We start from the raw sequence: 20,368 nt of genomic DNA on the forward strand, positions 1-20,368 counted from the left end.
ATCTGGTCGATCACCTCGCTGATCTGGTCGATCACTTTTCCGCCGGCTCCTTTCCAGCTCCTCCACTGGGCTCCGTAAACAGGGCCCAAGTCGCCGTTTTCGTCCGCCCATTCGTCCCAGATGGACACGCCGTTATCATTCAGGTATTTAATATTGGTGTCCCCTTTCAGGAACCATAAAAGTTCGTAAATAATGGATTTCAGATGGACTTTTTTAGTGGTTACTAAAGGAAACCCTTCGGAAAGGTTATATCTCAGCTGATAGCCGAAGATGCTCCTTGTACCGGTACCGGTTCTGTCGGTCTTATCTGTTCCGTGGTCTAAGATATGTTGTAAAAGGTCCTGGTAATTCTGCATGTCGAAAAACATTTTTTGCTTCTTCAAATGTATGAACTTAACTTGAAAAAATTCCGGTATTTATATAGGCTTTACTAACAGGTTTTCCATATCCTTCTTTTTCAGGAAGATAATCATACCCTTATGGTCATCCTGACAGGTTCCCGGTATAAATATTTTGCCGTATCGTAATTTAATTTCCCTTTGAACCCATTTTTTTCCTGACCGATGGCTAAAATACAGGTTCTGCTGATCCGGAAAATAATTTTTGAGCGGTTCTGTTTATTGATTAATTTTAAAGTCTCAACCAATACGCAATTATTATGGAAAGCAATCAACAACTGACGGAACTGCTGTCCCTGGATCTGGGCATCGACATCATTAACCGGAGACCTTATGCCAAGGAAGTTTTCAAATGGCAGGATATGGAACTCCTTCCCCACTCTTCCGCAGACACCATGCTGTGTGAAATCTATGAATGGAACGGCCGCAACTGGAGAACCACCAATAATAACCTGATCGGCTACCTGTTCGCAGGAGAAACCCTTCAGACCGTGAAAAACCGCCTGATCAGCGTACAGAAATTCCCGGCCCTGATTCCTGATTTTGAGTTTACCAAAGAAAGCATGGTGGAGTACGGACTATCTCTTCCTTCCCTTTTCAATATCGGTATCAACGGCAACGTCAGCAATGCGAAAAGCTTTTCGGTAAGGGTAAACGGCGTTACCAAGTCGAGGATTACCAATATTGATTCTCCCGGGATCGAAATTCTAAAGAATTATTCGGAATTCACACAGGACCAGTCCAGGTCATACCGGAAAAACATCAAGTTCAATTACCTCAGCACCTCCCTGTTCTTTGCTGAAAGTGTAGAGATTTACCTGGAAAAAGATGCGGCAACAGGGCTGGACATCAGCTTCCAGACCCAGGATGTAGAAGTGCAGGCAAAGGCCGACACAGATACCAAGAAACATTTTATCCTGAAATATTCGGGGAACCAGGCTCCGTTTGCAGCAAAGTTTACCAAAGGAAAGGATTTTAATATTATGTAGATATAAGTGATGAGTGATGAGTTATGAGCAATGCGTAATGAGTAATGGGTAATGATGTTGTTGGGTTTTAATGTCTGGATCGGAATCATTTTACAGCACACCTGAAAAAATCAAAAGCTCCCGCAGAGGATGACGGCTATGCAGATTACATATTATGCAAATCTGCTGAACCTGCCCCTCTGCGGGAGTCTGTTTTACTATAAAACGGAGGCGCTGCCACAAAAATGAAAAGCTTTCATTCTCAGAAAAACGGGCTTGTCGCTCATCATTTCCAGCTGATCAGATTATTCTATCCGTTCAGGATCATGGCTGCTTCTTTGGCAAAATAGGTAAAGATCATATCGGCACCGGCTCTCTTGAAACAGGTCAGGCTCTCGATGATGGTTTTGTCATTATCCAGCCAGCCGTTCTGTGCAGCCGCCTTTACCATGGCATATTCGCCGCTTACATTATATACTGCAATGGGAAGATCAATCGCTTCACGGACTTTGGATACGATATCCAGGTACGGAAGACCCGGTTTTATCATGATGATGTCGGCTCCTTCCTCGATGTCCTTGAATACTTCATTCAGAGCTTCTCTTGAATTGTGGAAATCCATCTGGTAGGTCTTTTTATCCTTCGGAATTTCCATATTATCTTTCGGCGCACTGTCCAGGGCACTCCGGAAAGGCCCGTAAAATGAACTGGCATATTTGGCAGCATAGCTTAAAATACCCACATCGGTATAGCCGCTGTCTTCCAGGGCTTCACGGATTACCTGTACCCTTCCGTCCATCATATCGCTGGGTGCCACAATGTCAGCCCCGGCTTCGGCATGGGAGACGGACATCCTGGCAAGTGCATCATTGGTTGCATCATTGATGATTTTACCGTTTTCAATGATCCCGTCGTGTCCGTAGATGGAATACGGGTCCAGTGCCACATCCGGCATAATGATCATCCCGGGAACCGCATCCTTGATGGCGCGGATGGTATTCTGCATCAGGCCGTTTCTGTTCCAGGCCTCTTTTCCCGTATTGTCTTTCAGGTCTTCCGAAACCTTCATGTACAGATTTACGGCCTTTATGCCTAAAGAATAAAGTTCCCGGCATTCTTTTACCGTAAGGTCGATGCTTCTTCTGAAGATCCCGGGCATTGATGCAATCGGTTCCTCTTTGTTCTCGCCTTCCATAACGAAAACCGGCATTACAAAATCATTGGCGGTGAGGGTGCACTCCCTGACCAGGCTTCTGAGCGATTCGTTCACTCTCAGCCTCCTGTTTCTCGAATGTATCATTGTTTGGAATACTTTTTGAATAAAATTTAATACAAATTTACTATAAGTTACGCAAAAAACTGTTGCGGGAAATTATAGAATTGTTTACTTTTGTTTTAATATAGTTCCGAAATTTTAATTTGATGAAAAAACTTTTACTTTTATTTATATTTTTAGGCTCTTTTGTTGGTTTTTCCAACAATTTTAAAGCACAGATCAAGGAGCCTGCTTCCTTTTCACAGAAGGCGGATGACGGTGTTCTGGTAGCTTATCCGAACCCGGCAAAGGACTTTCTGCTGATTAAAGCAAAGGATGCCAATCTTAAGATAAAAAGCGTTACTTTTTATTCCATCCTGGGAACGCAGGTGGCCAATTACTCGGTAAACATGAACTCCGGGGAAATTAATATTGAAAAGCTTAAACCCGGAAAATACCTCATCCGGTATATTCTGAGTGACAACACCATGAAGGTCACGCAGATTGTAAAACAATAAAATAAATCCTGATAATCATCAGGATTTTTTCTTTTAGCCCGGTTGTGTTTTAATAATTCCGTAACTTTCGGAACATTATCTTATCTTCAGAAAAAACAATTTCATGCTAAAAGCTGAACATATCAGAAAAACATACAATGCCGGTAAAAAAGTGGCCCTGGACGATTTCAGCATCCATGTTCCCAAAGGAAGCATTTATGGACTTCTAGGCCCGAACGGTGCCGGAAAAACCTCTTTCATCAGAATCATCAACCAGATTACCCAAGCCGACTCCGGAAGGATCACCATCAACGGCCAGGCCCTTCACCCGGGCCATATCAAAGACATCGGATACATGCCGGAGGAACGCGGACTGTACAAAAACATGACCGTGGGAGATCAGCTCCTTTATTTCGGTGAACTGAAAGGAATGAGCCGGAACGATGCCCTTCAGGAAGCTAAAAAATGGTTTGATAAGCTTCATATTGACCAATGGTGGAAAAAGAAGCTCTCGGAGCTGTCCAAAGGGATGGCCCAGAAGATCCAGTTTGTCGTTACCGTGCTCCACCGTCCCCACCTCCTGATCCTCGATGAACCTTTTTCCGGTTTCGATCCCGTGAATGCCAACCTGATAAAAGACCAGATCATTGACCTTAAAAATAACGGAACCACGATCATTCTTTCTACCCACCGTATGGAAAGTGTGGAAGAAATGTGCGATTATGTTGCCCTGATCAATAATTCAAAAAAGATCATCGACGGAAGGGTATTTGACGTGAGGGAAAAGTTCAAGAAAAACATCTTCGGAATCGTCTTGTCTGAAGTGAATGAACCTGCACTTGAAAACTTCAGGTCGCAGTATGAGATCCTGGATCTCCGCAACGAAAACAACATGCTTTTCTTCGATGTGAAAAATGAAGCGGACCAGAACCGTATCCTTCTTGACCTGGTACAGGTAGGAAAAATCCGGTCTTTTGATGAAAAAATCCCAAGCATGAATGAGGTGTTCATTAACGCCGTTAGCAATCCATTTTAGTTATGAGCCATATTTTTTTAATTACCAAAAGGGAATTTCTTACACAGGTCAAGAAAAAATCCTTCGTTATACTTACCTTGCTGGCTCCCGTGATGCTGGTTGCTTTCGGAGCGGTGATCGGATTGATGTTCAAAGCCAATGAATCGCACAGTATTATTGAAGTGGCAGACAGGAGCGGCCTGTTCAGGGGGCAGCTGAAATCCAGTGAGCAGCTGGATTATGTTTTCGTTTCCGCTGCCGATGAAAAATCCAGAATCAATAATTTAAAAGGCAACGAATCGCTCGACGGAATCCTGATCCTGCCGGAACTGAAGAACCGCGACTTTGAGGATCTCCAGAAGAACGCCAGGCTGGTAATCAACAGCAAAATAGGATTTGATACCAAGCAGAAGATCATAGCGGATATCAACAATGTAATCAAAAAAGAAAAAATCCGGGAGCTAGGCATAGCAGAAACCCAGCTTACCGGACTTGACAAAGGCTTTACCTTAAAGACCATTAATGTTTCAGAAAACAACAAGGAAGATTCTGATCTGGGTTTTGGTGTAAAGAGCGGCCTGAGCATACTCCTGATGTACGTTACCTTTATGTTCATCATCATCTATGGGGTCCGTGTGATGCGGAGCGTGCTGGAAGAAAAGAACAACCGCGTAGTGGAAATCATCATTTCTTCTGTAAAACCATTTGAGCTGATGATGGGGAAAATACTGGGCGTAACCCTGGTGGCACTTACCCAGTTCCTGGTCTGGATTACGATGTCGGTAATCGGGGCACTGGTCCTGAATACCGGATTTTCTCCGCTCCAGAAAAATATCCCGGGAGCGAATGAAGAACTGGCCGGCAAGCTGGATGTCACCCAGATCGCCACCCAGGTTTCCCACAGCCTGCTGGAACTCAACTTTCCACTGATTATTTTTGTTTTCATCGTCTTTTTCCTGCTGGGATATATTTTCTACAGTTCGATTTACGCAGCCATCGGCTCTGCCGTAGACAATGAGACGGAAACCCAGCAGTTTACCCTGTTTGCCATTCTCCCGCTGATGCTCGGGATGTACGGAAGCTTTTCCCTGATGAACAATCCGGACGGCCCGCTGGGATTCTGGCTTTCCATCATTCCTTTTACTTCGCCGGTGGCTATGATTGCGCGGATTCCTTTCGGAGTACCGGCCTGGCAGATCGCCTTATCCATTGCGCTGTTGCTGGGAACCACCGTTTTTATGATTTTTGTAGCCGGAAAAATTTACAGGGTCGGCATCCTGATGTATGGAAACAAAGCTACCCTGAAAGAAATCTGGAAATGGATCAGGGGATAAAAATACCTGATCAAAAATCATTTTATTGCGTATACGCCTGCTGTATTCAAGCAGATGAACCCTAAAATACAGAAGTAAATTAACATTCGATACTAAAAATCCCGGAGCCTGAAGGTTCCGGGATTTATATTTTACGAATATCTTATGTTATCTGCTATTCGAATATGTAGCTTAGCGATACGCTCAGCACCTGTTCAGATTTGCTTTTCCCCGTATCGGCTGATTTCGTCCATGTTTCCTTAAGCTTCGGATAGGTATTGGAAAGTCCGAAATCATAGTTCACTGAAAGCTCCAGCTGACGTTTGTAGCTGTACCCGATACCCACTCCTACACCAAAATTAAAGCTATTGGCCTTACCGCTGATTTCAGGATAGGCAGGGTCAGTTACATTATGGTCATAATAAGGTCTGGTTAACGGAGCATTTTCGGTCTTCTGGCTGATCAGGAAATTGAACCTTGGGCCAACCATTCCGAAGAACTCAGATTCGTCCTCTGAAAAGTAACCTTTGAAGAATACCGGAACACTGATGTAATCATTAGCATATAATGCATTATATCCGTCTACTCCTTTGGCATTCTTGTCCTTTCCTGTTTCACCGGCACCATAATAAAGGATTTCGGGCTGCAGGAAAAACTGGTTTTCTTTTCCCATCGGTATCAGGGCCAGTACACCTGCCTGAAAGCTGTACCTTGGACCTGAAGGATTATGGGCGTTTTTCACACCGGAGTAATTCCCTCCCGCCTTTACCCCGAAACGGGTACTTCTGAAATCGATCTGGGCAAAAGAAAATGCAGAGAACATCAAAGCCGAGGCTAATAAAATTTTTTTCATGGAATATGGTTTTTATAAAAATTAACTTAATACTTTAGCAACGGTGGCACCGATATCAGCCGGAGAATCCACAACGGTAATTCCGTTTTCTCTCATGATCTCCATTTTTGCCTGAGCCGTATCTTCTGCACCTCCCACGATTGCTCCTGCGTGGCCCATTGTTCTTCCCTTAGGGGCAGTCTGTCCTGCGATAAATCCTACTACCGGTTTTGTAGAACCGCTGGCTTTGTACCATCTTGCAGCTTCTGCTTCAAGGCCTCCACCGATTTCTCCGATCATTACCACGGCTTCCGTTTCAGGATCATTGATGAACAATTCAAGGGCTTCTCTGGTAGTGGTCCCGATGATAGGGTCGCCACCGATACCGATAGCCGTAGAAACACCGAACCCGGCTTTCACTACCTGGTCTGCAGCTTCATAGGTAAGGGTACCTGATTTTGAAACGATTCCCACTTTTCCTTTTTTGAAAACGAAACCTGGCATAATTCCAATTTTAGCTTCCTCAGAAGTAATGATTCCAGGACAGTTCGGGCCGATCAGCCTGCAGTCTTTTTCGGAAAGGTACGCTTTTACTTTTACCATATCGGCTACCGGAATCCCCTCAGTAATACATACGATCACTTTAATTCCTGCTTCGGCAGCTTCCATAATGGCATCAGCAGCAAATGCAGGCGGTACGAAAATGATACTTACATTGGCTCCGGCTTTTGCTACAGCATCCGCCACTGTATTGAATACAGGCTTGCCTAAGTGCTCGCTTCCTCCTTTTCCCGGAGTTACCCCACCTACAACGTTGGTTCCGTATTCGATCATCTGGCCCGCGTGGAAGGTACCTTCGTTCCCTGTAAATCCTTGTACAATTACTTTAGAATCTTTGTTTACTAAAATTGACATTTTATTATAATTTTAATTTATTTATTATTTTATTAATGCTCACAAATTTACTTATTTTTCTTTGATTAGCATATCGCAAAGCCGAAAAGATGGATACAAAACGAAAATCTTCCTGCAGGAAAGGATTTACCGTGATGGTTATGTCTTTTACCCGGTCCATATTAATCCACAGAAGAATAAAAGAAAGTGTTGATATTTGCATGCTCCCAGGAAAAGGGCGGCTGATTGCAAGTCCGTTTAGATAATTTAAATTTACCTTCTATTCAGCAACAATGCTGTATTATCATTCCCATCCGGGCTTTCAATTATTGGACTTTTAATAAAATATCTGTTGTTTTTCAATTCTATTTTTATCAAAATTATCGAAATAGCACATAAAAATTTTAGTAAGAGAAGTTCTGTTTTATTTTTCATTAATTTTATGATAATCCAGAATCAGTTTTTCAAAAAATTTCAGGGAGTTTTCAGGGATTTCGGATTCTTTTACTGTTTTTATCAATACCCATCTGTTATTTTCATATAAATAAATAAATTCTATAGCATTTTTAGAAACTTCATATTCTTCTGTTTCTTTGCTTAATCCCTCTATATACCTGATATCCATAAAGCTTGCGATTATGTAATATTTTTCATTCCGTGAATCAAGTATTTTTTTTATTTCTTTAGAATTTTCCGCAAGTTTGTAAGGATTTTCTTTCTGAGAAAAATACCCTGTAATATTATTAATATTCCAGTAATACTGTTCCTGTTTATTTTTACCAATAAAATTTACGGAAAAAGCACCAATATTCTTTTCGAAGTAAGAATAAGAAGGATACAGATCTCCTTTTAAGTTATCTGAAACAGAAAACCCATTGATCTGATATTTCTGCGCTAAAAAATTAATCCGGCTATCATTCTTTTTATTAATCAGCTTCATTTTTTCAATCGGATGTTTTACCTGTTCACTTGTCTGACCATTGCAACTCCCTAAAATAAGCAATGCTATATATATAAGTATGAGCTTCATCATTTTATTTGAGTGGGTTTCCTTTAGTTGTTTCATCAAATTTTGTTTTCACAAATTGTTCTGCATCAATTCATTTAGAACTACCAAAAAATTTATTTTCTCTTGATGCTTCAATATGAACATGCCAGTATTTTACTGCGATTCCCCTTGATCCATCAGGTTTTAAACCTGCGTTTCCTGTACATCCTGATATACCAATTACTTCACCGTGTTTAATTTTTTGACCTTTTCTAACTTTTACGCGATCTAGATGACAGTAAATAATCCAAACATCTATACCTTCTTTATCTTTAGACTTTATAGTAACTGTATTTCCCATAGAATTTTTTCTATACTCCTGTGACTTAAATGCAGTTACCGTATCTACTACCTTACCACATAACAAAGAATGAATTTCTACAAATTTTCCATCACTTAAAATATCTGTTCCTGTATGAAAATATCCTTTGGGATGAGTAGAATTATATCTAGGTATTCTGTGAAATCTATTTTTATTTACATTACCACTCTGATTATTAATTTTTGGGTTTGGTATTACATCAGCATATTCAAAGCATTGCGAGCAATCTTCATGACATTTATTATCCGTTTTTGAATTATTCTCTGATACATCACATAAAAACCCAGTCTCCTTCATTACCAATCCTTTTGTATAAAGTTCTTGAGCTACTAATCCGATTTCCCAAACATACGTATTTCCATTGGGATCGACAGGACTTTTTTTTCTAATCTTTTTTCCTTTTTTATTTATTTTGATTACATACTCCCATTCTCCTTTCTCTTTAAAAAATAGTGGATTGCTTCTATAGGCATCACCTCTTAATACTACATAATCTCTTTCTGATCCATGACCACATGCCTTTGGATATAGAACGGCCAGATATAAATCTGTTAATGTCTTATACTTTGCTTTCTTTGGTATTAAATGTTTTTCTACATAATCCATCTGCTGTACAAATGTCATTTCAACTAATCTATCCTGTGTAGTACCTATTGATGCTGCGGCCTGTTTACCAAACTGTATTAAACCAACATATCCGACTCCATTATCGATTGACGGCCTAAAAGTTTCTGCTGTTTCTAAAGCAATTACAGTCATTAGCCAATTTGGATTAACTCCAATATTTTTAGATACTTCAATGACTTTTTTCCGTTCATTACACCCGATTTTATGACCCCAAATCAGATCATATTGTTGACATAAACACTTTTCAATTTTTATGGGTGCTTCTTCTTTTACAATCGTTACGCTCTTCCCCTCTTTCCCATGTTCTGCAGGCTTCCTGTCTTTCTTGATGGTTCCTTTGGCTTCCTGCCAGTCCCACAGCTCTTTCAATTCGTCTGAGACTTTTTCCGGGATCCCTTTTTCTTCTTTTTTTGAGGCCGGTTTAGCTGAAGCCGGGGAATCCTTTGCTTTTGATAGCCGGTCAGAAACAGGCTGAGAGGATCGTGTTCTCCCGGGAATTTCGAAAACAAGAAGTTCCGGGCTGTTAACCTCTGCATTGCCGGAAGCATGCTTTTTACGTGTATAATACTCAGCGGTTACATAAAATTCGAGTTCTTTTGGATCGTGCTCTCCTTTCATTGCTTTTTTCATCAGGGCCTTGGTAAGTATAAATTCGGCAGTTGCCATGCCGTCTCTTTGAACGACAGCTTCTTTACTGTCAATGACCCTATTGGACGGATGGTGGCCCGGACCGGCTACATCATCTTCCCAAAGCGTGAAAAGGATTCTTTTACCCACCATATTGACGCAGCGGGCCTGTGCGATCAGCCGGTCCATGAAACTGAAAATACTTCCTTGTGAAGCGTCGATATGGAGTAAATCCACGCTGCTAATCTTAGGAATTGGGGACGGTTGGGGACGGATTTCTATTGTGGTGGGACCACTGCCTTCAGGATGATACAGGTAAGCTTCCAGGCGGTAGGTATGTTTTGTAGAAACCTCTCCGAAAGTAAAAACTCCTGACCCTTTTTTTCTGATTCCGGTAGAGGTAAATTTTCCGTCATGCCGTTTTTTAAAAAGCTCCCAGATGACCAGTGAAGAGTTGCGGAGCGGTAACGGAGTGGCGGGATACCACGCCGTAATAATGTACTCATAAGCCATTCCTGCTACAGGAGCAGGATTTCCGGCTATTTTCGAAACGCCTTTTTTTGACATGATCCATGCATTTGTATTCATTTCAAATGTAGGAAAAATCCTTTGTCAAAATGTGGTATGTCTAAAAAGTCATACATTAAGCAGAGACAAAGGTTAAAGGCAGGAAGAAAGAAGCCGGATGCAGGAAGGTTACTCTGCAAGAATCACCGGTAACCGTTTTGCATCACAATAATCGTATTTCCTTATTTTAATGAGTAATTCTGCTTAAAAATCCCTGTTCACCTTAGCATTTTTTTCAATGTATCGATTTAATCAATTTACTTTAAATTAAATACATCAAAATCTATATTGTCTTGAAAAAGAAGATCCGCCGTTACTGCTCAGTCCATATTTTATAGGACGTCACGGTAACAGCGGATCTGTATTGTTAGGCCGGATCTTTATTTCAGGTTTCTCAGCTTCACTTCCTTCTTCAGGTAGGTTTTGAAATCTTCAGCGAACATGCCGATATAGGTTCCTTTTTCGAGATCCCTGTTGACTCCGGTTTTTCCCAGCAATATGGATCCGCTTTCAATGGTATTGCCGGAAGCGATGCCGACCTGTCCCCATAAGGTTACCTCATCGCCTATAATACAGCAGCCGGCCACGCCGACCTGGGATGCAATCAGGCATTTTTTCCCGATAACGGTGTCGTGCCCGATCTGGATCTGGTTGTCCAGTACCGAGCCTTCCCCGATGATGGTGGAATCCGTCACGCCGCGGTCAATGGTACATCCGTTCCCGATTTCCACGTTGTTTTCAATGACGACATTTCCTACGGAAATCAGGCGGTCGAAATTTCCGTTCAGCTTTCTGTAATAAAAGGCATCGCCACCCAGAACGGTATTGGACTGGATGATCACATTGTCACCGATTACCGTCCTGTCACCGATTACCACATTCGGAAAGATCAGCGTATTTTTCCCGATGGAAACATTGTTTCCGATCACCGCCGAAGGATGGATTCTTGTTCCGTCACCGATTTCCACATCGTGAAGCTCTTCCGTAAAATTAGAGATGCGGGTAAAGTGGGTATTGATCCTGTTGAAATCCCTGAAAGGGTCATCGGAAACCAATAACGCTTTACCTTCCGGACATTCCACTTTTTTATCGATCAGGATAATGGTAGCCGCTGAATTCAGGGCTTTGTCATAATACTTCGGATGGTTGACAAATACAATGTCTCCTGCTTTCACCCGGTGGATCTCATTGGTCCCCAGGACTTCAAAGTCTTCAGGCCCGACGAATTCCGACCCGATCAGGCCGGCAATGGTTTTCAGTTGTTGTGGAGAATGAAACTTCATATTCAGATAAATGGATAATATAAAAAGAATGAACTAAACGCCGTTAGTTCATTCTTCAGTTAGTTGATTTGTACCAGATACATATTATAAAGCAGCAGTACGATGCATATGATGAATATGATCAGTAAAGTCTTTCTAATATTTCTTGTATATTCTTTATCAATAAAATAGAGCAGGATCCAGCCCAGGAAACAGATGATTGCTGTAAAATCCCGGATGTACTGAAAGGTCTGCATGGCTCTGTCCTGTTGATTATTCTTTTACTCTTTCCAGATAAGAACCGTCTTCGGTGCTTACTTTAATTTTGTCCCCCGGTTCGATGAAAAGAGGAACCATTACTCTTGCTCCTGTTTCAACGATGGCATTTTTAAGGGCGTTGGTAGCCGTATTCCCCTTCACTCCCGGATCTGCTTCCACAATTTCCAGGTATACGGACTGCGGCAATTCCGCAGAAAGCGGTGTTTCATCCGCTTCCTTCAGGATGATGGTTACCTCCTCCCCTGCTTTCATCAGGTTGGAGTTTTCGATCATTTCCTTGTTCAGGTAAAGCTGTGAGAAATCATCATTGTTCATGAAATGGAAACCGTTTTCATCATCATACAGGTACTGGTACTTTCTGGTGATTACTTTTACCTCGTCAATCTTATGACCTGCAGAGAAGGTATTGTCGATTACTTTTCCGTTTGTTACCGATTTCAGTTTTGTTCTTACGAAAGCAGGACCTTTTCCAGGCTTTACGTGAAGGAATTCGATTACTTTATAAATATCATTGCTGTACTCAATGCACAATCCTTTTCTGATATCGTTACTTGTTGCCATTACTGTTGTATATGTTTATTCTTTATTAAATTTATGTCTGAACGGATATTTTTCCTGGAATAAGGAATCTTTTACCCCGGATCAGTTGTTCTCTTTTCCTGTTCCGTACCCTTTTACGATCCCTCTCGGGGAGTTCTGGATAAACTGAAGGATTTCATCCCGCTCAGCCGTTGGAAGCATTTCCTTTTCGATGTGTGAAATGGCCTGGGACACATTCATCTTCATCTGGAAGATCGCCCTGTAGATTTTCTGGATTTCAAAAATTTTCTCATTGGTGAATCCTCTTCTCCGGAGTCCTACGGAATTGATTCCTGCATAAGACATCGGTTCACGGGCTACCTTTACGTAAGGCGGTATATCTTTCCGTACCAGCGTACCCCCGGAAATCATCACATGCTTCCCGATTTTCCCGAACTGGTGTACTGCAGAAAGGCCTCCCATGACGGTATAGTCTCCGATTTCAACATGGCCTGCGATCCCGCAGCCGTTAACGATGATGACATGGTCTCCGATGACACAGTCATGTGCGATATGGGTAGTTGCCATAATCAGGCAGTTTTTACCGATTTTGGTATAGCCCAATGCCTTTGTTCCCCTGTTTACCGTCACACATTCCCTGATGGTGGTTTCGTCACCGATGATCACCTGGGTGTCCTCACCGTCGAATTTCAGGTCCTGCGGAATGGCTGAGATTACCGTTCCCGGGAAAATCCGGCAGTTCCTGCCTATTCTTGCCCCGTCCATAATGGTCACATTCGGTCCGATCCAGGTGCCGTCCCCGATTTCCACATCCCCGGCAATCGTAGTAAAAGGCTCTACAATCACATTTTTGCTGATTTTCGCGCGTTTGTCAACGGCTGCTAACTGATGAATCATTTAATCAACTTTATTTTTTGCAACTTGGGCCATTAATTCCGCTTCTACCGCAACGGTATCTCCCACATACCCGTATCCCTGCATATGAACGATTCCTCTTCTGATCGGTGCAATAAGTTCAATCTTGAAAATAATAGTATCACCCGGCACTACCTTTTTCTTGAATTTTACTTTATCGATTTTAATGAAATACGTTGAATAGTTTTCAGGATCCGGAACACTTGCCAGCACCAGGATTCCGCCGGTCTGGGCCAGCGCCTCCACCTGAAGGACACCCGGCATTACGGGTTCTTTCGGGAAGTGGCCTACGAAGAAAGGCTCATTCATGGTTACATTCTTCAATCCTACCACATGGGAATCCGAAAGCTCCAGGATTTTGTCGATCAGTAAAAACGGCGGCCTGTGAGGCATCAGCCTCATGATCCCGTTGATATCGAAGACAGGTTCTTTCGTGAGATCGAAATCAGGAACATTTTTTTTGCGCTGCAGTTTCCATTGGCGGTTCAGTTTTTTCGCAAACTGGGTGTTCACATAGTGCCCCGGCTTATTGGCGATTACTTTCCCCTTTATTTTTACCCCTGCCAGAGCAAGGTCACCGATAACGTCCAGCAACTTGTGTCTTGCCGCTTCGTTAGGGTAATTAAGATTCAGATTATCAAGAATTCCGTTCGGTCTGATGGATACTTCATCTTTTCCGAAGGCTTTTTTCAGTTTTTCCGTAGTTTCGGGCGTAAGGTCTTTGTCTACGTAGACGATAGCATTAGAAATATCGCCGCCTTTGATCAGGCCGTGGTCCAGCAGCATTTCCAGTTCATGCAGAAAGCTGAATGTCCTTGCAGAAGAAATTTCATCTTTAAATTCAGAGATATGCTTAAGGGTAGCATTCTGTGTTCCCAGGACCTTGGTTCCGAAATCCACCATGGTGGTCACTTCGAAAGTATCGGAAGGGATGATGGTAATTTCTGATCCGGTAGCCGGATCGCTGTAGGTAAGGACTTCCTTTACCACCAGGTATTCACGGGCAATATTCTGCTCGGTTACGCCTACACTTTCGATGGCTTCCACGAAATATTTTGAGGATCCGTCTAATATCGGAGGTTCCGAGGCATTCATTTCCAGGATGGCATTGTCTATATCACATCCTACCAATGCTGCCAGCAGGTGTTCGCAGGTGGTGATTTTCACGCCCAGCTTCTCCAGCGTCGTTCCTCTTTCCGTAGCCGTTACGTAGTTAACGTCGGCTTCTACCTGAGGATGTCCCTCGAGGTCTGTTCTTACAAATACGAAACCTGTATTTTCCTTTGCAGGTTTCATGGTTAGCTTTACTTCTTTACCTGTATGAAGTCCGATTCCGGAAAGGGTCACTTCCTGCTGAAGTGTTTTTTGCATATCACTCATTAGTTTTATCTTTTGAGTTATTCTCAAGATTATTTATTCTGTGGACGATTTCAGTAAAATTCCTGAAATGAACATAATTTCTTAGATAGTCGTTATAGCTGATGGCCGGTGAGCCGTACAGGGTTTCTTTGTCATTTACACTGGAATTCACCCCACTCTGAGCCTGGATTTTCACCTGGTTCCCGATTTTGATGTGGCCCACGATTCCCACCTGCCCGCCGATCTGGTTCCAGTCTCCGATGGTAGTGGAACCCGCAATCCCGGACTGGGCTGCAATGACGTTATTTTTCCCGATTTTCACATTATGGGCAATCTGGATCAGGTTGTCGATCTTGGTACCTTTTCCGATAACGGTAGAACCGATGGTTGCCCTGTCGATGCTGCAGTTGGAGCCGATTTCCACCTGATCTTCAATAATAACATTACCCAGCTGAGGAATTTTTTTGAATCCTTCCGGTGTAGGCTGGAAACCGAATCCGTCACCTCCGATCACCGTGTTGGAATGAATTACGCAGTCGTCACCGATAATGCAGTAATCATAAATCCTGGCGCCGCTGTCGATTTTACAGTTTTTACCGATTTTCACTCCTTTCCCGATGTACACCTGCGGAAAGATCTGTGATCCTTCTCCTATTTTTGCCTTTTCAGAAACATAAGTGAAGGCACCGATATAGACTTTGTCACCGATGACAGCCGTTTCATGAATGGATGACCCGTTTTCAATCCCTTCTTTCCTGCCCTGCATTTCCTGGTACAGATTCATCAGGATCTGAAAGGAAAGATAGGCATCTTTTACGGCGATCACGGTAGCAGGATATGTATTTTTGGTTAAAAGGTCCTCTGAAACAATGATTACGGAACATTTTGAGGTTTCCAGGTAATGGGCAAACCGGTCCTGTGCTATAAAGGAAAGATGCCCGGTTTCCCCGCTTTCGATGGGTGAAACACCGGTAATACGTGCGTTTTCATCACCTACTATTTTCCCGTCAATAAAACCTGCAATTTGCGAAGCTGTAAATTCCATATTCTGCAAAGATAAGAAATTCTGTAATTCACAAACATTTTTTAGTTTTAGGAACGCAAAATTTTATCATTCTTTAAGATTCCGGAAGGGCAGTTCCCGCGGAAAAGTGAGGATATGGCGTTCGGTTTTATTGACCATAAGCCCGGATAACAACTGATCTTCCGATTCCTCAAGCCTGATCTTCTGACCGTCTTTCTGAAGCAGGTAGATCGGTTGTTTCTCCGTATCATAAGGAAGAAGTTTCCGTTTAATTTCATGCACCAGCTCATTTCCGTTGTCAATTCCGAAAAAATTATTGGTATCTTTTATTTTTCCTGCAATGAGTTCCGGATCAAAAGGATGGGATGAGATAATGGTTTTCGGAAGATTCCTCTGGATGACACAGCGGCACCAGTAGGATAAAATCATGTCCCCGGCATCCTGCCATTCTTTCATGGCCTGGATAATATCGTTGTCATCCAGGTTTGTAAATCTTTCCAGGTCTTCATCGGTAGCCGAGGTTTTCTCACGGTACAGGAAATATTTCAGGTTTTCCGTAGCCGGCAGCTCTACCCCCTGGGACACCAGCAATTTCGCTCTTTCCAGGATTTTCACCAGCAGGAATTCAGACAGGGCAGCCGTCTTATGATAATAGACCTGCCAATACATAAACATCCGGGCGGTAAGGAAATTTTCAATGGAATAGACGCCTTTGGCATCGATCACCAGTTCTTCTTCACAGACATTCATCATGGAAATAATCCGCTGGGTATTGATACTGCCTTCGGAAACACCGGTAAAGAAACTGTCGCGCTTCAGGTAATCGAGGCGGTCTACATCCAGCTGGGAGGAGATCAGCTGGTTGAAAAACTTCCTGTGGTATTTCCCCCTGAACATTTCCATGGCGCAGGCCAGTTCCCCGCCGAATTGCCTGTTCAGCCGCTCCATGAGCAGCAGGGAAAGGGTTTCATGATGCCAGTCATCCATCAGCATGCTCTCCAGGGCGTGGGAAAAAGGACCATGGCCAATATCGTGTAACAGGATGGCTATCATAGCCCCTTTCTCTTCATTTTCCGAGATTTTCACGCCTTTCTGCTTCAGGGTTTCCAATGCCGTAAACATGAGGTGCATCGCTCCCAGTGCATGATGGAACCGGGTGTGGGTAGCGCCGGGAAAGATCAGGTTCAGCAGACCGGTCTGCCCTATTCTTCTGAGTCTCTGAAAATAAGGGTGTTCAATGATATCGAACAGGATTTCATAAGGAATCCTGATAAAACCGTGAACGGGATCATTGATGATCTTCAGCTTGTTCTGCATACGAAAAATTGGTATTTACAAACAAAAATAGGGATTTAAATCTGAGTTGCCGCTACTCTTCGATACCGAAAAAGAAAACTTTATATTTCCTGCAGGTACAGGTATTTCCCGTGCATTTTCCCGGCGATGTGATCAACCGGAAAAAGCCGCAAAAAAAATCATTTGTTTTATGCGGTTTCCATTTAACTAATCTTTAACTTTACCCTTGCCTATTTTGGCAGAATTTAGAGTTAATTGGTCAGCAATTTGATACCATAACCATGTAAAAAATTAATTATGTCGGAAAAGATATTATGGATAGATGATGAAATAGATTTACTAAAACCTCATATCGTATTCTTAGAAAAGAAAGGCTATCATGTAACGCCTGTCAATAACGTGAATGAAGCCCTTGAACTGATGGATTCGGAAAAATTCGCACTCACGCTGATTGACGAAAACATGCCGGGGATTTCAGGCCTTGAGGCAATTCCTATGATCAAGGAAAAAGACAATGCCCTCAAAATTGTGATGGTGACCAAAAGTGAAGAGGAGCACATCATGGAAGAAGCCATCGGCTCCCAGATTGCCGATTACATCCTGAAGCCTGTAAACCCGAACCAGATTCTCCTGTCGCTGAAGAAAAACCTTCAGGAAGACAACCTGGTGGAACAGAAAACCATCCTTCAGTACCAGCAGGAATTCCGGAACCTTTCCATGGAACTTTCTTATCTGAGGACGTACCAGGAGTGGGCAGAATATTATAAAAAAATCCTGAACTGGGAGATCAAGTTCGATAAGGTAACGGACAATGAATTTGCCGACCTCCTCCAGTCGCAGAAAGAAGAAGCCAACATCCAGTTTGCCAAATTCATCGAAAACAATTATGAGGACTGGCTGAATGATTCTGACAAGCCTATGATGAGCCACACGCTTTTCAAAGAGAAAATAAAGCCTGAAGTGGAAAAAGAAAAAGTTCTGCTTCTGATGATCGATAATTTACGGTATGACCAATGGAAAGTCATCGAGCCGCTTTTTACAAAATATTACAACAAGGTTTCGGAAGATTACTATTACAGCATCCTTCCCACCGCGACACAATATGCGAGAAACTCGTTTTTTGCAGGCCTGATGCCTTCTGAGATTGAAAAGCGCTTCCCGAACAAATGGTTCAATGACAATGAAGAAGGCAATAAGAACGAATATGAGCGTGATTTCCTGGAAGACCAGATGAAAAGGATCGGACTGGGATCAAAATCAATGAAATACCTGAAAGTCCTGAACGCTGATTTTGAGCGTAAAATTTATGATGACTTTAACCAGCATAAGAACAACGACCTGCTGGTCGTAGTCTATAATTTCATTGATATCCTGTCCCATGCTAAAACGGACAATCATATTGTGGATCAGCTGATCCGTGATGATAAAACGTTCCGTTCCCTTACCCTGAACTGGTTTGAAAACTCTTCACTGATCAAGATGATCAAAACGGCTGCTGAAAACGGATTCAAGCTGATCATTACCACCGATCACGGAACGGTTTATGTGAAAAAACCGAGCAAAGTGGTGGGCGACAGGGAGACTTCCACGAACATCCGTTATAAAACAGGAAAAAGCCTTACCTATGATGACCGTGACGTATGGGCCGTTACCAACCCGGAAAAGCTGTTTTTACCAAAAGGAAACCTGAGTTCCAAATATATTTTTGCAAAAAACAACACGTTTCTGGCTTATCCTAAAAATTATAATCATTTCGTGAACTATTATAAAGAAACCTACCAGCATGGCGGAATTTCACTGGAAGAGTGCATTATTCCGATCAGCATCCTGGAGCCGAAATAAATCCAGGAGCGGGTGCAAGATGAAGGCGCGGAAAAAATCTGTAGATTTTTTCCGCGCCTTTTGTTATTTTTGAGGAATGAAACTTATTACTTACAACGTAAACGGAATCCGTGCCGCTTTTACCAAAGATTTTTTAGGATGGCTGAAGACAGCAGACCCCGATGTGATCTGTATCCAGGAAAGCAAAGCCGGAAACGATCAGATCGATATTGAAAGTCTTGAAAAACTGGGCTATCACAGCTATTGGCATTCAGCAGTGAGAAAAGGATACAGCGGTGTAGGCATTGCTTCGAAAATAAAGCCCCATCATGTGGAATTCGGTTGCGGTATTGAAAGCTATGATTGCGAGGGAAGGATTATCCGTGCGGATTTTGATGGTTTTTCAGCCATTTCCGTCTATGTGCCTTCGGCTTCCAATATTGAGAGGCTGGAATTTAAAATGGAATTCTGCCGCGATTTTCTGGAGTATATCAAAAATCTGAAAAAAGAAGTACCGAACCTTATTATTTCAGGGGATTTCAATATCTGCCATGAAGCGATTGACATCCATGATCCGGTACGGCTGAAAAATGTCTCGGGATTTCTTCCCATGGAAAGGGAATGGATGACGGATTTCATCAATGAATGTGAACTGATCGACAGTTTCCGCTACTTTAATCATGAGCCTGACCATTATACCTGGTGGAGCTACCGGCAGAATGCCCGCGCCAAGAACAAAGGATGGAGGCTGGATTATAATTTTACATCATACAGCCTGAAAGACCGGCTGTCCAGAGCTGTTATTCTTAAAGAAGCAGCCCATTCGGACCATTGCCCTGCCCTGGTGGAACTTGACCTTTAAAAATAAAAAGAGCCAGCAATATGCTGGCTTATTTGTTTCAGGTGATACCGGAAAATTAATTGACTACTTCATATTCCACCGGAATGGTTCCGCTGCCGGGAGTCCCGATTTCATCAAAGGCAGCTTTAGACATATCCAGGGCTCTTGATGAGTGGTAAGGTCCCCTGTCATTAATTTTTACAATGACTTCTTTACCGTTTTTCAGGTTGGTCACTTTAATATTTGTGCCGAAAGGAAGGCTTCTGTTGGCCGCAGTAAATTTTTTATTGTCGAAAATCTCTCCGCTGGCTGTTTTTTTACCGTTGAACTTGTTATGATAATAGGATGCGTAACTTGTCTTTGCTGCCTCAGCGGTATTGTTTTTGAAAGAATAAATACCAAAGGCTGAAATGATCATTATGAGTAGAAGAATATATCTTTTTATCATGTTGAATATTTAAAAATTTTACCGGACAAATGTATCAGGAAACTTTAATCCAGCCTATTCCATATGTTAACGCATGTTAATTAAAACTTAAATTTTTGTTAAATTTAAATATAAAACAATGATTACCAATGATATAAACTATACCGTTAATAAATGTTAAAATCAGATTATAAAAGTTAACGAAATTAACAAATTTTCAAAAACTTCATTTTTTTCAACA

Annotated in this window: 19 protein-coding genes; 6 read left to right on the forward strand and 13 right to left on the reverse strand. The window is 42.3% G+C overall.

The features are described from left to right. Positions 1 to 356, reverse strand: a 356-nt coding sequence (thyA, locus tag QZ735_RS11090) for a thymidylate synthase (protein ID WP_294248300.1), incomplete at its 3' end; no start/stop codon positions are given. A gap of 302 nt (positions 357 to 658) precedes the next feature. On the opposite strand from thyA, the gene QZ735_RS11095 reads away from it, so the two are divergent. Next, positions 659 to 1,387, forward strand: a complete 729-nt coding sequence (locus QZ735_RS11095) for a hypothetical protein (RefSeq protein WP_294248216.1) — start codon at positions 659 to 661, stop codon at positions 1,385 to 1,387. A 289-nt stretch (positions 1,388 to 1,676) separates the two neighbouring features. On the opposite strand, the gene hemB is transcribed toward QZ735_RS11095, so the two are convergent. Continuing rightward, positions 1,677 to 2,666: a porphobilinogen synthase gene (gene hemB / locus QZ735_RS11100; RefSeq protein WP_294248219.1), complete on the reverse strand. Its 990-nt coding sequence runs from the start codon at positions 2,664 to 2,666 to the stop codon at positions 1,677 to 1,679. A 122-nt stretch (positions 2,667 to 2,788) separates the two neighbouring features. On the opposite strand from hemB, the gene QZ735_RS11105 reads away from it, so the two are divergent. The 3 genes from QZ735_RS11105 (at position 2,789) to QZ735_RS11115 (ending at position 5,467) form a co-directional block, all read left to right on the forward strand. Beyond that, on the forward strand, positions 2,789 to 3,139 hold the full coding sequence (locus tag QZ735_RS11105) for a T9SS type A sorting domain-containing protein (RefSeq protein WP_294248222.1): 351 nt from the start codon (positions 2,789 to 2,791) through the stop codon (positions 3,137 to 3,139). A 103-nt stretch (positions 3,140 to 3,242) separates the two neighbouring features. Next, positions 3,243 to 4,154, forward strand: coding sequence for an ABC transporter ATP-binding protein (locus QZ735_RS11110; protein ID WP_294248224.1), 912 nt, complete (start codon positions 3,243 to 3,245; stop codon positions 4,152 to 4,154). Between the two features lie 2 nt (positions 4,155 to 4,156). Further along, complete coding sequence (locus QZ735_RS11115; RefSeq protein ID WP_294248226.1) at positions 4,157 to 5,467, forward strand: ABC transporter permease; 1,311 nt, start codon at positions 4,157 to 4,159, stop codon at positions 5,465 to 5,467. Between the two features lie 154 nt (positions 5,468 to 5,621). On the opposite strand, the gene QZ735_RS11120 is transcribed toward QZ735_RS11115, so the two are convergent. From QZ735_RS11120 to QZ735_RS11165, 10 genes are all read right to left on the reverse strand, one after another. After that, positions 5,622 to 6,299, reverse strand: coding sequence for a porin family protein (locus tag QZ735_RS11120; protein ID WP_294248229.1), 678 nt, complete (start codon positions 6,297 to 6,299; stop codon positions 5,622 to 5,624). 21 nt (positions 6,300 to 6,320) lie between these two features. Continuing rightward, complete coding sequence (sucD, locus tag QZ735_RS11125) at positions 6,321 to 7,193, reverse strand: succinate--CoA ligase subunit alpha (protein WP_294248232.1); 873 nt, start codon at positions 7,191 to 7,193, stop codon at positions 6,321 to 6,323. Between the two features lie 403 nt (positions 7,194 to 7,596). Beyond that, on the reverse strand, positions 7,597 to 8,238 hold the full coding sequence (locus tag QZ735_RS11130; protein ID WP_294248234.1) for a hypothetical protein: 642 nt from the start codon (positions 8,236 to 8,238) through the stop codon (positions 7,597 to 7,599). 34 nt (positions 8,239 to 8,272) lie between these two features. Next, a complete protein-coding gene (locus QZ735_RS11135; RefSeq protein ID WP_294248239.1) occupies positions 8,273 to 10,363 on the reverse strand; it encodes a M23 family metallopeptidase in 2,091 nt (696 codons plus the stop codon). Between the two features lie 380 nt (positions 10,364 to 10,743). Next, the gene (locus tag QZ735_RS11140) at positions 10,744 to 11,646 is read right to left on the reverse strand and encodes an LpxD N-terminal domain-containing protein (RefSeq protein ID WP_294248241.1); all 903 of its coding nucleotides are present in this window, start codon (positions 11,644 to 11,646) and stop codon (positions 10,744 to 10,746) included. A 252-nt stretch (positions 11,647 to 11,898) separates the two neighbouring features. Beyond that, positions 11,899 to 12,465 carry an elongation factor P gene (gene efp, locus QZ735_RS11145; RefSeq protein WP_283423798.1) on the reverse strand — a complete coding sequence of 189 codons (567 nt, stop codon included), beginning with the start codon at positions 12,463 to 12,465 and terminating at the stop codon, positions 11,899 to 11,901. Between the two features lie 81 nt (positions 12,466 to 12,546). Continuing rightward, entirely contained in the window at positions 12,547 to 13,341 is a 795-nt protein-coding gene (lpxA, locus tag QZ735_RS11150) for an acyl-ACP--UDP-N-acetylglucosamine O-acyltransferase (RefSeq protein WP_294248244.1), read from the reverse strand. Continuing rightward, on the reverse strand, positions 13,342 to 14,739 hold the full coding sequence (locus tag QZ735_RS11155; protein ID WP_294248246.1) for a bifunctional UDP-3-O-[3-hydroxymyristoyl] N-acetylglucosamine deacetylase/3-hydroxyacyl-ACP dehydratase: 1,398 nt from the start codon (positions 14,737 to 14,739) through the stop codon (positions 13,342 to 13,344). It abuts the gene before it with no gap. Next, a complete protein-coding gene (gene lpxD, locus QZ735_RS11160; protein WP_294248248.1) occupies positions 14,732 to 15,763 on the reverse strand; it encodes a UDP-3-O-(3-hydroxymyristoyl)glucosamine N-acyltransferase in 1,032 nt (343 codons plus the stop codon). The genes QZ735_RS11155 and lpxD overlap by 8 nt, the downstream gene beginning before the upstream one ends. Before the next feature lie 66 nt (positions 15,764 to 15,829). Beyond that, the gene (locus tag QZ735_RS11165; protein ID WP_294248252.1) at positions 15,830 to 17,059 is read right to left on the reverse strand and encodes an HD domain-containing protein; all 1,230 of its coding nucleotides are present in this window, start codon (positions 17,057 to 17,059) and stop codon (positions 15,830 to 15,832) included. A 276-nt stretch (positions 17,060 to 17,335) separates the two neighbouring features. Between QZ735_RS11165 and QZ735_RS11170 the strand changes: the two genes are divergently transcribed. Beyond that, positions 17,336 to 18,880 (forward strand): PglZ domain-containing protein, encoded by a 1,545-nt coding sequence (locus tag QZ735_RS11170; RefSeq protein WP_294248254.1) that lies wholly within the window; start codon positions 17,336 to 17,338, stop codon positions 18,878 to 18,880. A gap of 76 nt (positions 18,881 to 18,956) precedes the next feature. Continuing rightward, on the forward strand, positions 18,957 to 19,721 hold the full coding sequence (locus QZ735_RS11175) for an exodeoxyribonuclease III (RefSeq protein ID WP_294248256.1): 765 nt from the start codon (positions 18,957 to 18,959) through the stop codon (positions 19,719 to 19,721). Between the two features lie 55 nt (positions 19,722 to 19,776). Here QZ735_RS11175 and QZ735_RS11180 read toward each other — a convergent pair whose 3' ends face one another. Continuing rightward, positions 19,777 to 20,148: a septal ring lytic transglycosylase RlpA family protein gene (locus tag QZ735_RS11180; protein WP_294248258.1), complete on the reverse strand. Its 372-nt coding sequence runs from the start codon at positions 20,146 to 20,148 to the stop codon at positions 19,777 to 19,779. Positions 20,149 to 20,368: the final 220 nt, after the last annotated feature.

Origin of the sequence: uncultured Chryseobacterium sp., assembly GCF_913776365.1 — a bacterium.
In the GTDB taxonomy this organism is placed as follows: domain Bacteria; phylum Bacteroidota; class Bacteroidia; order Flavobacteriales; family Weeksellaceae; genus Chryseobacterium.

What these genes read in the sequence shown, in the direction of transcription:
- QZ735_RS11095 (WP_294248216.1), top strand. Translation starts at nt 659, where the DNA reads ATGGAAAGCAATCAACAACTGACGGAACTGCTGTCCCTGGATCTGGGC.
- hemB (WP_294248219.1), bottom strand. Translation starts at nt 2,666, where the DNA reads ATGATACATTCGAGAAACAGGAGGCTGAGAGTGAACGAATCGCTCAGA.
- QZ735_RS11105 (WP_294248222.1), top strand. Translation starts at nt 2,789, where the DNA reads ATGAAAAAACTTTTACTTTTATTTATATTTTTAGGCTCTTTTGTTGGT.
- QZ735_RS11110 (WP_294248224.1), top strand. Translation starts at nt 3,243, where the DNA reads ATGCTAAAAGCTGAACATATCAGAAAAACATACAATGCCGGTAAAAAA.
- QZ735_RS11115 (WP_294248226.1), top strand. Translation starts at nt 4,157, where the DNA reads ATGAGCCATATTTTTTTAATTACCAAAAGGGAATTTCTTACACAGGTC.
- QZ735_RS11120 (WP_294248229.1), bottom strand. Translation starts at nt 6,299, where the DNA reads ATGAAAAAAATTTTATTAGCCTCGGCTTTGATGTTCTCTGCATTTTCT.
- sucD (WP_294248232.1), bottom strand. Translation starts at nt 7,193, where the DNA reads ATGTCAATTTTAGTAAACAAAGATTCTAAAGTAATTGTACAAGGATTT.
- QZ735_RS11130 (WP_294248234.1), bottom strand. Translation starts at nt 8,238, where the DNA reads ATGAAACAACTAAAGGAAACCCACTCAAATAAAATGATGAAGCTCATA.
- QZ735_RS11135 (WP_294248239.1), bottom strand. Translation starts at nt 10,363, where the DNA reads ATGTCAAAAAAAGGCGTTTCGAAAATAGCCGGAAATCCTGCTCCTGTA.
- QZ735_RS11140 (WP_294248241.1), bottom strand. Translation starts at nt 11,646, where the DNA reads ATGAAGTTTCATTCTCCACAACAACTGAAAACCATTGCCGGCCTGATC.
- efp (WP_283423798.1), bottom strand. Translation starts at nt 12,465, where the DNA reads ATGGCAACAAGTAACGATATCAGAAAAGGATTGTGCATTGAGTACAGC.
- lpxA (WP_294248244.1), bottom strand. Translation starts at nt 13,341, where the DNA reads ATGATTCATCAGTTAGCAGCCGTTGACAAACGCGCGAAAATCAGCAAA.
- QZ735_RS11155 (WP_294248246.1), bottom strand. Translation starts at nt 14,739, where the DNA reads ATGAGTGATATGCAAAAAACACTTCAGCAGGAAGTGACCCTTTCCGGA.
- lpxD (WP_294248248.1), bottom strand. Translation starts at nt 15,763, where the DNA reads ATGGAATTTACAGCTTCGCAAATTGCAGGTTTTATTGACGGGAAAATA.
- QZ735_RS11165 (WP_294248252.1), bottom strand. Translation starts at nt 17,059, where the DNA reads ATGCAGAACAAGCTGAAGATCATCAATGATCCCGTTCACGGTTTTATC.
- QZ735_RS11170 (WP_294248254.1), top strand. Translation starts at nt 17,336, where the DNA reads ATGTCGGAAAAGATATTATGGATAGATGATGAAATAGATTTACTAAAA.
- QZ735_RS11175 (WP_294248256.1), top strand. Translation starts at nt 18,957, where the DNA reads ATGAAACTTATTACTTACAACGTAAACGGAATCCGTGCCGCTTTTACC.
- QZ735_RS11180 (WP_294248258.1), bottom strand. Translation starts at nt 20,148, where the DNA reads ATGATAAAAAGATATATTCTTCTACTCATAATGATCATTTCAGCCTTT.